Origin of the sequence: Gemmatimonas sp. (genome assembly GCF_027531815.1) — a bacterium.
Taxonomy (GTDB): Bacteria; Gemmatimonadota; Gemmatimonadetes; order Gemmatimonadales; family Gemmatimonadaceae; genus Gemmatimonas.
In genome coordinates, this window is the sequence record NZ_JAPZSK010000002.1 from 187,405 (window position 1) to 199,348 (window position 11,944).

Genomic DNA, 11,944 nt, shown 5'->3' on the forward strand with positions numbered 1-11,944 from the left:
GCACGGACACGACCGGTGGTGAGGGTGAGGGCTGGCTGGGCCCCCGGGGAATCAGCGCGCGCCCTGCTGCTGCGCCAGCCACGCGTCTACACGCTGTTCAAGCGCGAAGAAGGGCAGCGGACCGTCGGCCAGGATTACCCGGTGGAAGGCGCGCGGGTCGAAGCGCGGCCCCAACGCCTGCTCGGCGCGCGTCCGCAGGCGCTGGAACGTCAGCATGCCCATGCGGTAGCCCAGCGCCTGGCCGGGAATGTCGCAGCAGTAGCGCAACACCTCCGACGCCACTTCGGCGTCGGAGATCACCGAGTTGGCGCGCAGGTAGGCCAGCCCGCGCTCGTGGCTCCATCCGAGCAGATTGAGCCCGGTATCGAGCACCAGGCGCGCGGCGCTGTAGAGTTCCATGATGCGGCGCCCATAGCGGTCGTACGGATCCCGATAGCCCCCCATCAGCTCGGCCAGCGCGGCCGCGTATTCCCCCCACCCCTCGGTGTAGGCGGTGCTGGCGTAGTTGCGGCGCAGTGGGTGCTTGTTCGCCAGCACCTCCTGCACCAGCGCGAGGTGAAAGTGATGCCCCGGGTGGATCTCGTGGTACGCCAACCCCTCGAACCACACGGTGGTTTTCTGCGCGAGCTGCCCGCCGTTGAAGAAGTACACCCCGGTCGAGTCGGCGGCCGATGGCTGGCGGTAGTAGCCGTAGGTCATCCCCGCCTCCAGCGCCGGGTCCAGCCGGCGCACGTCGTACGGGGCGCGGGCCAAGTCGGCGAACTGCTCCCCCAACCGGGGGCGCAGAGTGGCCAGATGCCCCAGCATCTTGTCGCGCATCACGTCGGGGGAGGCGGGCACGAAGCGTGGGGCCGTGCGCAGGTACCGATGAAACGCCTCCCGGGTGCGCGTATGCTCCGCCGCCTCCCCTCCCGCATTCCCGAGCGTCTGACGGATGGAGTCCAGTTCGGCGGTGATGCGCGCGATCTCACGGAGCCCCAGCTCGTGGATCTGCTCGGGGGTCCGGTCGAAGGTGAGCGAGGCGCGCACCAGCCGACGATAGTGGGCCTCTCCCCCGGGGTACTGCGCGAGCCCCACAGTGACGGGGGCCTGCGCCAGGTACGGCCCCTCCAGCCACGATAGGAGCCGGTCGAACGCCGGGTTCACCCGCTCGACCACCTCGGCTTGCAGCTGCTCCTGAAAACGCGCCACGGCCGCGCTGTCCTGCGCGCGAAGTCCACGCAGCCGAGGCTCGGCTACGGCCAGCGGGCTGCGCGCGGGCTCGGTGCGGAACTGCCGCAGCAGCGTGACGGCCGCCGCCACCTCGGGCTTCGGCATGCGGTACCCGTGCCGCGCCTGCCCCCGCAGGTACCCGTGCACCGCGTCCACGACCCCGGCATACTGCCCGGCCAGGTCGAGGTAGCGCGTCAGGTCGTCCGGGGTCGAAAAGCGCTGGGCGCCCAGGATCGCGTGCACGCCAACGAACCCGTTGCCATAGGGGGAGACGGGGTTGCGGAACCAGAAGGCGTCCGCCTCGTCGGCCATCTCCATGGCGCGCGCCCGCGTGACCGCCGCCAGGCTCCAGGCCTCGCTCCCCACGGGGAGCGCCCCGATGCTGTCCAGCCGCGCCAGGATGCGCCGCCCGAATGCGGCATCCTGCTCCGCTTCCTCTTGCGAGGGAATCGGCAGCTGCCGCACCGGCACCCCGGTACGCAGGCGCACGCCCGCCTCCGTGGCCACGATGCGCGCCCACAGGGCGTCGGCGATGGCGGTGACGCGGGCACTGTCCCCCATCGCCACGCCACCGGACGCACGCTCCCGACCCCGTCCCTGCGCATTGGCCCGGGTCGGCAGCAGCGCCGGCGGCAGGGTAAACGCGAGCAGGAGGATGGCGGTGGCGAGCGCCCGGGGACGTGAGTGACAGGTCATTACCGGCCGTTCAGGTTGGGGTTGGTCGTGCGCTCCAGATCGGGGAGCGGGAAGCAGCGATTGGTGCCGTAGAAGCCGCCACCGAAGGGGAACGGTGCGCCCGTGGCCGGCACAAACGGAAGGGACAGGCGCTGATAGTCGCCAAGATGCTGCGACTCGAGGAACAGCTCCGCCCTGCGCTCGTAGATGAGCTGGGCCCGCACCTCGGCCGCCGACGTGGAGGCGAACGGCGGCAGGGCGGGGGTGGTGCGAGCGTGCAGCGTGTTGATGATCGCCACGGCCGCCGCCACGTTGCCTGCCGCCAACTCCGCTTCGGCGATGATCAGCTGCGCCTCCGCCCACTTGGCAATGGGAATGGGGGCGGCGAAGCTCGCGTACTTGGTTTGCACGAACAGGGAGTCCGAGTTGTTTGCCCCCGTACGGTTGGCGTTGGTCACCGGCACCCGGGGGTCGCGCACGCCGGCGAAGGTCAAGGTCCGGTACACCGGTCCCACCGTGAGCCCCGCCCCTTGGTTGTTGTTGTTGAACACCGGGTTGAAGCGGCGGGGGTCCGCGCTGGAGTACGTGGCGTTCCGCACGAAGTTCGCGGGCACCTGCCGGGCGTCAGCCGCCGCCTCCGCAAGGCGCGTCAGGTTGAGGCGGGCGCGGGCGCGGCCGAGGTAGGCCATGGCGAGAATGTCCGCGGTGTTGCTGGCCTGCGCGTCGGCGATCGCCGCCGTGAAACGCTCCTCGGCCCGCGTCCACACCTGCGCCTTGGGCAGTTCCGGGCCCGTGGCGATGGTGGCGGTGCACATCTGCTCTCCCAGCAGGAGGAGCGCATAGCCGGCGTACGCCGCGTTGGTGGCCAGCAGCTGGCGGCGATTGGTGACCTGGGTATCGGTCCATGACTCGAGCCCCTTCTGCAACTCACCGGAGAGCCAGAGCGTGACGTTGAGGGCACCGAAGGGGCCGAGCCCGCCACAGCCACCGTTGCTGATGGTGGAGCTGGTGGCGATGTCGCGGCGATCCACCTGCCAGGTGGTGTTGCCGGTGGAGGAGTTGGCGAGTTCGTCGCCCAGCGTACCGCCACTCACGACGGCGCCGCCGAAGGCGCATTCGAACTCGCCGACCACGGAGTTCATGAGGATAGCGGCGTTCGCCGGGACGATGGCGTCATCGGCGGGGACGCGGCTGGGCACGTCCACGTCCAGGAGGGAGCCGCACGCCGTAGTTGCGGCGAAGAAGGCGAGGGCGCTGGCGCGCACGGTCGCTCGCGCGGCGCGGGAACGAGGGGTCATGGAGATAGGCACCGGGCGCCTCAGAAGGTCAGGTTGAGGGAGAACCGCAGCTGCCGCGGGAGGGGCAGGTTGGCCTGCTCGCTGGCGGTGAGCTCGCCGAAGCCGCCCGGCTGTTCCGTCTCCGGGTCGAGCCCCGACCAGCGGGTCCACGTGTAGAGATTGCGGCCGGCCAGCAGCAGCGAAGCGCGCGAGGCGCGCACCTGCCGGGCGAGGGCGTCGGGGAGGTCGTAGGACACCGAGACCTCGCGCAGCTTGGCGAAGGAGGCGTCGTTGATGAATCCGCTGGTGAGCACGAGCGCACTGCCGCGCTGCGCGTACGCCACGTCACGTGGATCGAACTCCTGCGGGAAGTAGTTCTGGCGGCACAGCCGGAACACGGTGCAGCGCGCCCAGAGGTTCGTGTCGAAGCGGCGCATTCCTTCCCGGAAGTCGACCATGGTATAGAGCCGGAGCCGTTGGCCAAGGCGCACGGTGGACGTGACGGCGCCTTCGTACTTGGGGGTGGAGCGCCCCAAATAGGTGAGCGGCGCGGTGGCGCAGGGGGCAGGCCCGGTGGGGGTTTCGCACTGCAGGTTGGTGGCCTGTCCGTTGCCGTCCAGCGTGGCGCTGGTCAGCCGCTGGCCGAAGAAGGCCGCCACCGGGAACCCCACGCGGTGCTGCTGGGCGCGCGGGAAGGTGCCAACGAAGATCGGTGGCTGTCCGCCCAGATCGGTGATCTCGTTTTCGTTCGAGTTGAGCGTGGCCGTGAGATCCCAGCCGAGCCGTTCGCCCGTGAGTACGGCCACCGTGGTGCGGAGCTCGAAGCCGTCGTTGCGGATGGCGCCCAGGTTGGTGAAGCGGGTGCCAATGAACCCGCTCGAGGGGGATACCGGTGCCAGCACGATGGCGTCGCGCCGGTCCTGGCGGAACCAGGTGAACTCCAGCGCCACGCGGTCCTGGAAGAGCCCTGCATCAAAGCCCAGCTCCAGCTCGGTGCCGAGTTCCGGCTTGAGGTCGGGGTTGCCCACCGCCTGGGTGGTGAGGGCCGGTTGATCGCCGGGGCCAGTCACGGGCCCCAGCGTGCGCAGCGCTGCGAACGCATCCGGCTGCTGCCCTGCTGCGCCGTACGCGGTGCGCAGCTTGAAGGTGTTCACCACGCCCTTCTTCCACCACCCTTCCTCGCTGGCCACCCAGCTGCCGCTGATCTTCGGGTAGGTGGCCGCCTGAAAGTCGGTGCCGAAGGCGCTGTTGTTGTCCACGCGGACGGCGCCGGTCACGAAGAGCCGGTTGCGCCATCCCAGCTGCTGCTGGGCATAGGTCCCGATGGTGGTGTTCTCGATGAAGTCGTCGCCCCCGGTGCGCACCGACGTACCCAGAATGGTGCTGAGTCCCGGCGCGGGGAACTGCTGGCCGCTGACGGTGGTAAGGCGCGTGAGGCGGCCAAAGTACTGGGCGCCCACGCTGGTCTGGCTGGTCAGCCCCTCCCGGAGCGTGGCGGTGTAGGTGGCGCTGTAGTCCAGCGTGTTGGTGCGTGCGTCGCGCAGCTGCACATCCTTGCGCCCCGCCGCAACCGCCGGGCTGAAGAAGCGGGCCTGCTGCGGGGTCATGCGGCGCACAATGTTCTGGTTGTTCTCCTGCACCATGTCCGTGCCGATGTTGAGCCGCTGGGTGAGGCGGCTGCCCAACTGGTGCTGCAGCTGCGCGGAAACGGTGGTGCGCTGCAGCAGCTGGAAGACGTCGTTGACGCCGTAGAGCACCTCAGGGGGCGCGGCAAAGAAGCCGCGGCTGGGGGAGCTCGCGGTCAGCGGGTTGGCGTTGAGCGCGCTGAAGAGCGGCGCGCCGCCCCCTTCCTGCGGGGCGAAGCTGGTCTTGCCGGTCACCACGCCCAGGTCGAGACGGGCCGTCAGCGAGGGGCGCGGCAGGAACTGCAGGTTGGCGCGGAGCGACGACTGCTGCTGCCGGTTGTTGAGGTCGATGCCTTCGTCATCCTGCAGCACCCCGCCCACGCGATAGCTGACCGGCCCCGAGCCACCATCGATGCCGAGCGCATACCGCTGGAACTGGCCGGTGCGCCAGATGCTGTTGCCCAGCGTCCGCTCATTCTCCACGGCATTGAAGGAGAGGATCTGCCCCTGCGGCGAGCGCGCATAATTGGTGGGGATGCGTCCGGCCGGGTCTGCGAACTCGTTGGTTCCCTGATCTGCCGTGAAGGTGAGCCGGGCTTTCTCGCCGGCGCGCCCGGACTTGGTGATGATCTGGATCACGCCGTTGGAGGCCTCGGTACCGTAGAGCGTGGCGGCGGCGGGACCCTTGATGATCTCGATGGACTCGATGTCGGCCGGATTGATGTCGTTGAGGCGGGAGACGACGTTGGCCCCCTGGATCGCCGGGCCGGAGGCCTGCGCGGCGTCCATGCGAATACCGTCCACATAGACGAGCGGTGCGCCGGTGAGGGCGAGGCTGTTGCGGCCGCGGATGTTGACCTTGGTCCCCGCACCAGCCATGCCGGAGTTGGCGGTGAGGACCACGTTCGAGGCGCGACCGTTCATCAGCTGCGACACGTCGGTTACCGGCGCCCGCTCCAGGGTGCCGCGGGCATCGATCTTGGTGATCGCATTGCCCACCGCGCGGCGCTCGACGGTGCCCGCCGTGCCGGTGACCACCACCTCATCGAGATTCACCGACAGCTCGCTGAGCGTGAACGCGAGCGTGGCGCTCCCCGCGCCGATCGTTCGGGACTGTGCCTGGTAGCCGATGGCGGTGACCCGCACGGTCCGATCGGTGCCGCCGACGCCGGTCAGGCGGAAGCGCCCGCGGGGGTCGGTAAGTGCCGTGGTGCTGGTGCCCACGACGAGGACCCGCGCGCCTTGCACGGGACGGCCGCGGGTATCGGTCACGGTACCGCTGATGGAGTCGGCCTGCAGGCGCGGGACGACCGTTGGGGAAGCCCCCGGGGCGGCCGGCGAGGCGGCGAGGGCTGGGGCCGCGGTGGCCGCGAGGACGGCCAACCCGCCGCCCCAGAGCAGGGCGGTGACGTGGGGGTGTGGGCTGGGACGGGGCATGGGGGGAATCGGTGGGGGCGCGCGACCAAAGAATCTCATATATTGAGATCCAGTCTCATATCATGCACCATATCGTACCGATGGGGACTCACTTCGGCAAGCAAGTGTCGCCGCCCTCCACTCGGCGGCCCCGCGCGGCCTCCTTCCACCCCCGCTTCCCATGACCGCGTACCCCGCGTTCCCCATTGGGGCCACTGTCACGCTCGACCAGCTGGCCGACGATCCCTACCCCATCTTCCACCGCCTGCGGGCCACTGAGCCGGTAACCTGGGCGCCAGCCATCGGGCAGTGGCTGGTCACCAGCCGCGATCTGGTCATGGAGGTGCTGCGCGACACGATGCGCTTCCGCACCGACGATCCTCTGTCGCCTATTCGTGCGACGTTTGGGCCACAGATGCTGTCCGCCGAGGGAGCGATGCAGCGGCGCTTCAAGTCGGCGTGTGCCCCTCCGTTCAACGCCAAGGCGGTGGACGCGCTCACACCCCTCGTGCATGAGGTGGTCGCGGCACACGTCGGGGCGCTCCCGGCCACGGGCGCAGAGCTGCGGTCCACCTATGCCGCGCCGGTGGCAGTCGCCACCGTCGCGCGCGTGTTGGGGCTGGACCCGGCGGGGGATGGGCTGTTGCGCGAGTGGTACGACACCTTCGCCGACGCGCTCATCAACTACGCGGGGGACCCGGAGACGCGCACCCGTGCCGAGGCGGCCGTGCGCGCCTTTCGCGCCACGCTGCAGCCAATTCTGCACGACCCCGACGCCGCGTCGAGCGCACTCCTGCACACCCTCGCGCGGGCGCATCCGCGGTTGCTGGATGACGAGGAAATCGCTGCCAACGCGCTCATCGTACTCTTCGGTGGCATCGAAACCACCGAGGCCTCGATTGCCAACACCACTTGGGCGATCCTCGCGCATCCGACGGCGCAGGGGGTCGGCCACCTCGACGCCGACGCCGTGGACCGGTGCGTGGAGGAAACCTTCCGCTGGGAACCGGCCGTGCAGACGTGCAGCCGCTATGCACCGGAGGCGGTCCTGCTTGGCGGGGTGCCACTGCCGGCAGGAGCGATCGTGCAGTGCATGCTGGGGGCGGCCAACCGCGACCCGACCTACTTTCGCGTGCCGGACCTCTGGAATCCGGCGCGTGCGGATCCCACGCCGCATCTGGCGTTCGGATTTGGCCGGCACTTCTGCCTCGGGGCGGCCTTGGCTCGCCTGGAAGCGCGCACCGCGCTCCTCGCGCTCTTCCGCCGCCATCCGCACAGTCGCCTCGACCCCGAGCGTCCGAGCCGCCCCCACGGCCACGAATTCCGCAAACCGCGTCGCCTCGACGTGCTGTGGGCGTGACGAGTGGCCGTGTCGCGTGCGCTCGCCCCCACCGTTCCCCCGCCATTCCCCCGCCATTCCCCGCTGCTTCCCGGACCTCTAGCTTGCCTGCGCACCGCGCCTGTGCGCCGGCCTCCCATCCTCCACCATGCTCGCCACCCTCAACACGGTGCTCGCGCTGTTCAGCGAGCGCACCCCCGAGCTCGCTGCGCTCGACATCGCCGAGCGACTGGGGCGGCCCCGCAGTTCGGTCTACCGGCTGCTCCGCACCTTCGAGCAGGCCGGGTTTCTCGATTATGACGAGCGCTCCGGTCGGTATCGGCTGGGGATCCGCCTGGCCGCGCTTGGCGCACTCGCCCAGCAATCCTCGCCGCTCCAGCGGGCGTTGCATCCGGTCCTGATCCGTCTTGCCCGCGATTCGGGCGAGTGCGCCACGCTGGTTGTTCGGTCCGGTGCCATCGCGACCACGGTCGACATCGTCTACGCGCCGCAGCCGCTGGTGGTGCCGGGCGTGCTCGGGGGCCATCCGCCTTTGCACGCCTCCGCCGGTGGCAAGGTGCTCACGGCGTGGCTCGCCGGCGGGGAGCGGCGCGCGCTGCTGGGGGAGACGCTGACGCGCTACACGGCCGCGACCATCACCGACCTGCCGACGCTCATGGAGCAGCTCGACGAGGTCCGGCGGTCGGGGGTCGCCATCGCCCGCGGGGAGTGGTACGCCGACGTGTACGGTATGGGCGCGCCCGTGTGGGATCACACCGGGGGGGCCGCCGCCGCCGTCACCATTGGCTTTCCCTCGGTGCGTGCCGGCGCCGCACGGCTGCGCCAGCTGCAGCCGCTCGTGGCGCGGGCTGGCGCCGAGGGGACGGCCGTATTGGGCGGGACGCCACGGGTGACCGATGTGGAGGAGGCGCCGGCCCCGGTTGGGGCGTTGCCGCACCGGTCCGTGGCGTCAGATCGTCGCCGTCGCCGGCGCGACTGAGTCGCGCACCAGAGTCGCGCATCAGAGTCGCGCGGCGGAGTCCGACGCGGGCCGTCCCGCCCGGGAGACGCGTGCGCCGCCGCGAAAGACGACGCACGCGCGGCCCCCGGGTCGCCCGTTGCTGGGCGATGGGAGGAGGTCCCGCGTCTTGTGTTGCGGCAGTGAGTCATTGTGTTGCGTTGATGCAACTTTCGCGGTGTGCGCTGCGCCGTCGCCATAGCCCCCCCGTGGCGTCCGAATTCACCGTCGGGCAATCCATCCAGAAACGCGGCAAGCGCCAATAAATCAAGGTCTTGCGTGGGGAGTGCCATGATCAGCCGGCTGCGTGCACGCCGGCGCGTCGGCGGCGGTTGGTGTCGGGTATGGACCGGCGCGTTATTTGCGAGGGTGGAAAGTGTGGCGCTCATCCAACTGCGTCACGTGGTCCCCCCAATAACGGAGCAAGCATTGTGAACAAGCATGTCACGAGATTGGCCGCGGCCCCCTTCGCCATCCTGGCGCTGGCCGCGTGCGCCGCAGACACCCCAGCCGCTCCGGAGATGGAGCTCGTGGGCCCGGCGTTCAGCGTTTCAAATGATGTGGGATTCAACGCGATCACGAATACTGCCGGCTTCGGGACCGGTGACATGGCCGTGATTGGTGTCACTGGCAGGCCGAACGCGATCCAGGTGCGGTATGCCGACGGCTCGCAGTGGTGCCGTTCGAACGGCCCCGGCGACGACCCGGGCGCGGGGAGCCTGCGCGCAATCTACGAGGACGCGAACGGCAATCCCGCGGCGCTCGCCTACATGGGCTCCGCGCTCAAGGTGTACAGCCGCATCGCGACGGTCGGCAACTTCGTGTGCCAGAACCTGAACGCGAAGGTCGGGGGAGACGATATCAAGCTTGGTCAACTGGACCTTACGGTGGAGTGGCCGTTTGTGTATGTCGTGCAGAACGAAGCGAACGGACGCGTCGAGTTCCGGAGGAACGGTATTGCCGGCCCCATCATCGGCCGTACGAACGGCAATGGCATTGGCGCAGGCGACAACGGCAAGCTCATCGCCGGATGGATCGGTTCCGATGGCAAGCCCTACGCCCTGATTGGCCGCGGCAACGCCACCAACGGCGAATATCGCGTCATCACGCCGACGTTCGTGCAGCCGCCTGGCGTTGGCTTTTTCCCCGTGAACACGGTCGGCCGCGTCGTGCACTGAGCGCGCCGCGCCGGCTCACGGCGCAGGACGGAGGGCCGCCCTGTCGGGGCGGCCCTCACCCGGTCGCCCGCCAGGGCGAGGTGGCGGGGATGAGCCGTACGCCATTCCGGTAGCGCAATACCGTCACCCCAACCATGCGGACCATGCGATTGCGAATCTCTCTCCTTGTCGGCTCGTTGCTCCTGGCGTCCAGTGCGCTCGAGGCCCAGGGCGGTTTCTTCACCTCCGGCACGCCCGATCAGGGCGGCGGCTTCCGTATCCGGCGGGAAGGCTCAGACCGCGAAGTGCTCTACGGCACCCGGACCAGCCTGGCGGATTGCCGACCGGGGAACGGCTGCCAGTCATCGGCCGATGCGTCGGGGTTCCACAGCGTCGGGTACCAGCCGTTCTCCATTGCCTACACCGCCAGCGCCGGTGGGTCCATGTCGCTGGGCTGGGACGCGTTCGGCACTGCCAGCTACGCGCTCGCCAACACGGGCAACACCTTCAGCGCCATCATGTTCAATGTGAAGGGGTTCGGCACCAGCGAGTTCGTCGGACTGCGCAACGTCCTGTTCAACGGGCTCGCAATCCCTGCGCTCGGCGATTTCACCTCCACGGGCACCGACAGCTATTTCGCCTTCTCCGGCGTAAACGCCGCGAGCGACTTCACGATCACCGGTGAACTGGCGTTCGGTACGGCCGGGGGGAGCAACCCGGAGGGACAGCGGTTCGGGTTCTTCTACGGCAACTGCAACAACACGCAGGGAACGGCCTGCGTGCCGCTCCCCACGGCCGCCGTCCCGGAACCGGCCTCCGCGGCGCTGCTGGCCGCCGGGCTTGCCGGCCTGCTGGCCGTCGGTCGCCGTCGTCGCGTGACGGCATGAACCGGTGGTCGGCGCGGTTCGCGCCCTGAGCACTCCGCGCTGATGCACAAATCGGCGCCCCCGCCAGACTCGGTGGGGGCGCCGACGCGTTTCCGGACGTGGCGCCCTGCGCGAGCGGTGCGCGCACCACGGGTAGGGGCACGGCGCCGGCTGCGTGTCTCCCGCATGGTCTGGCCGATCGCCGTGGCCGCGAGCCCCACACGTTGCCCTGTCCATTCGCTCCCTGGAGGTCCAAATGTCGATGAGGCGCCGCGTCCCGGTGTCACGAATGCTGCGTATTGGCGGTGCCCTGCTCGGGGTGGCCCTCGTCGGTGCCGCCTGTGGCGCCTCCGGCGGTCCGGCCGCGCCCGCACCACCGGACGCCACACCACCGGCTGCCCCATCCCCGGCTGCCGGCCCCACGCCCGAGGCGATCGCCGCCGCCAAGGCGTACAGCACGTCGATGGGCGGCCAGACGTTCCTCGTGTTGCATCGTGGGCAGCTGCTCGACGAGTCGTATACGAACGGCGGAAGCGCCGACCGCATCCAACTGCTCGCCAGTGCCACCAAGGGCTTCACCGGCATGCTGGGAGCGATCGCCGCGGCCGACGGGCTGTTCGACCTCGATGAGCCAGTGGCACAACGCGCAATCACCGAATGGCGCGGTGATGCCATGAAGTCCCGCATCACCTATCGGCACTTGCTCACCATGACGAGCGGGCTCCGCGAACTGAACGATCTGTCCGGGTGGCTCGATTACCTGCCGGCACCCGTGGATTATCCGGGCGGCAGCACGTTCGTCTACAGCGGCGATCCCAACATCTTCGGCCTGGCGCTCGAGCGTCGACTCGGCGGCGAAGCCGTCGTGGACTACCTGGCGCGGCGCCTGCTGCAGCCGCTGGGCATCACCTCGCTGCGCTGGGCCTCGAACTTCACCGACGGCCGCCCCAACCTGTCGGGCAGTGCGTACGTGACCGCGCGCGACTGGGCGAAGTTCGGCGAGTTCATTCGCCTCACCATGGTTTCACGGTGGACCGGTCCCGTCATCCTGCCGCGCCCGTTCTTCGACCAGGTGTTCAGGGGTAATCCGGCGCACCCCGCCTACGGCTTCTACTGGTGGCTCAAGAAGCCGGTGCCCACGGCGCTGGCGGCGACGATCGACGCGAACAACAAGCGGCAATACTCGCTGCAGATCAAGCCGATTGTCGATCAGCCGATGATCCCGGACGACTTCGTGATGGCCAAAGGGGCCTATGGGCAGCAGTTGTACGTGATCCCCTCCCTCGAACTGACCGTCGTGCGCAACGGGCCGGCCCAGCGGAACAACTTCGACGATGTGGAGTTCCTGACGCGGCTGCTCACGGGGTTCCGGCGTTGAGG

Annotated in this window: 8 protein-coding genes; 5 read left to right on the forward strand and 3 right to left on the reverse strand. The window is 69.5% G+C overall.

Annotated features, from left to right (window positions below; translation table 11 throughout):
* Nucleotides 1-51: 51 nt before the first annotated feature.
* From O9271_RS02035 to O9271_RS02045, 3 genes are read right to left on the reverse strand one after another with little or no spacing between them, the layout of a single operon-like run.
* Nucleotides 52-1,908, reverse strand: coding sequence for a DUF885 domain-containing protein (locus O9271_RS02035; RefSeq protein ID WP_298265704.1), 1,857 nt, complete (start codon nucleotides 1,906-1,908; stop codon nucleotides 52-54).
* Nucleotides 1,908-3,185 carry a RagB/SusD family nutrient uptake outer membrane protein gene (locus O9271_RS02040; protein WP_298265706.1) on the reverse strand — a complete coding sequence of 426 codons (1,278 nt, stop codon included), beginning with the start codon at nucleotides 3,183-3,185 and terminating at the stop codon, nucleotides 1,908-1,910. The genes O9271_RS02035 and O9271_RS02040 overlap by 1 nt, the downstream gene beginning before the upstream one ends.
* Nucleotides 3,186-3,205: 20 nt before the next feature.
* Nucleotides 3,206-6,226 carry a SusC/RagA family TonB-linked outer membrane protein gene (locus tag O9271_RS02045; protein WP_298265708.1) on the reverse strand — a complete coding sequence of 1,007 codons (3,021 nt, stop codon included), beginning with the start codon at nucleotides 6,224-6,226 and terminating at the stop codon, nucleotides 3,206-3,208.
* 160 nt (nucleotides 6,227-6,386) lie between these two features.
* Between O9271_RS02045 and O9271_RS02050 the strand changes: the two genes are divergently transcribed.
* The 5 genes from O9271_RS02050 (at nucleotide 6,387) to O9271_RS02070 (ending at nucleotide 11,942) form a co-directional block, all read left to right on the forward strand.
* Complete coding sequence (locus O9271_RS02050) at nucleotides 6,387-7,565, forward strand: cytochrome P450 (protein WP_298265710.1); 1,179 nt, start codon at nucleotides 6,387-6,389, stop codon at nucleotides 7,563-7,565.
* 127 nt (nucleotides 7,566-7,692) lie between these two features.
* A complete protein-coding gene (locus tag O9271_RS02055) occupies nucleotides 7,693-8,523 on the forward strand; it encodes an IclR family transcriptional regulator (protein WP_298265713.1) in 831 nt (276 codons plus the stop codon).
* Nucleotides 8,524-9,071: 548 nt separating this feature from the next.
* Nucleotides 9,072-9,719, forward strand: a complete 648-nt coding sequence (locus tag O9271_RS02060) for a hypothetical protein (protein WP_298265714.1) — start codon at nucleotides 9,072-9,074, stop codon at nucleotides 9,717-9,719.
* A 143-nt stretch (nucleotides 9,720-9,862) separates the two neighbouring features.
* On the forward strand, nucleotides 9,863-10,585 hold the full coding sequence (locus tag O9271_RS02065) for a PEP-CTERM sorting domain-containing protein (protein WP_298265717.1): 723 nt from the start codon (nucleotides 9,863-9,865) through the stop codon (nucleotides 10,583-10,585).
* A gap of 235 nt (nucleotides 10,586-10,820) precedes the next feature.
* Nucleotides 10,821-11,942 carry a serine hydrolase gene (locus tag O9271_RS02070; protein ID WP_298265719.1) on the forward strand — a complete coding sequence of 374 codons (1,122 nt, stop codon included), beginning with the start codon at nucleotides 10,821-10,823 and terminating at the stop codon, nucleotides 11,940-11,942.
* Nucleotides 11,943-11,944 lie beyond the last annotated feature (2 nt).

Coding starts and splice junctions, on each gene's coding strand:
- O9271_RS02035 (WP_298265704.1), bottom strand. CDS start 1,908: ATGACCTGTCACTCACGTCCCCGGGCGCTCGCCACCGCCATCCTCCTG.
- O9271_RS02040 (WP_298265706.1), bottom strand. CDS start 3,185: ATGACCCCTCGTTCCCGCGCCGCGCGAGCGACCGTGCGCGCCAGCGCC.
- O9271_RS02045 (WP_298265708.1), bottom strand. CDS start 6,226: ATGCCCCGTCCCAGCCCACACCCCCACGTCACCGCCCTGCTCTGGGGC.
- O9271_RS02050 (WP_298265710.1), top strand. CDS start 6,387: ATGACCGCGTACCCCGCGTTCCCCATTGGGGCCACTGTCACGCTCGAC.
- O9271_RS02055 (WP_298265713.1), top strand. CDS start 7,693: ATGCTCGCCACCCTCAACACGGTGCTCGCGCTGTTCAGCGAGCGCACC.
- O9271_RS02065 (WP_298265717.1), top strand. CDS start 9,863: ATGCGATTGCGAATCTCTCTCCTTGTCGGCTCGTTGCTCCTGGCGTCC.
- O9271_RS02070 (WP_298265719.1), top strand. CDS start 10,821: ATGTCGATGAGGCGCCGCGTCCCGGTGTCACGAATGCTGCGTATTGGC.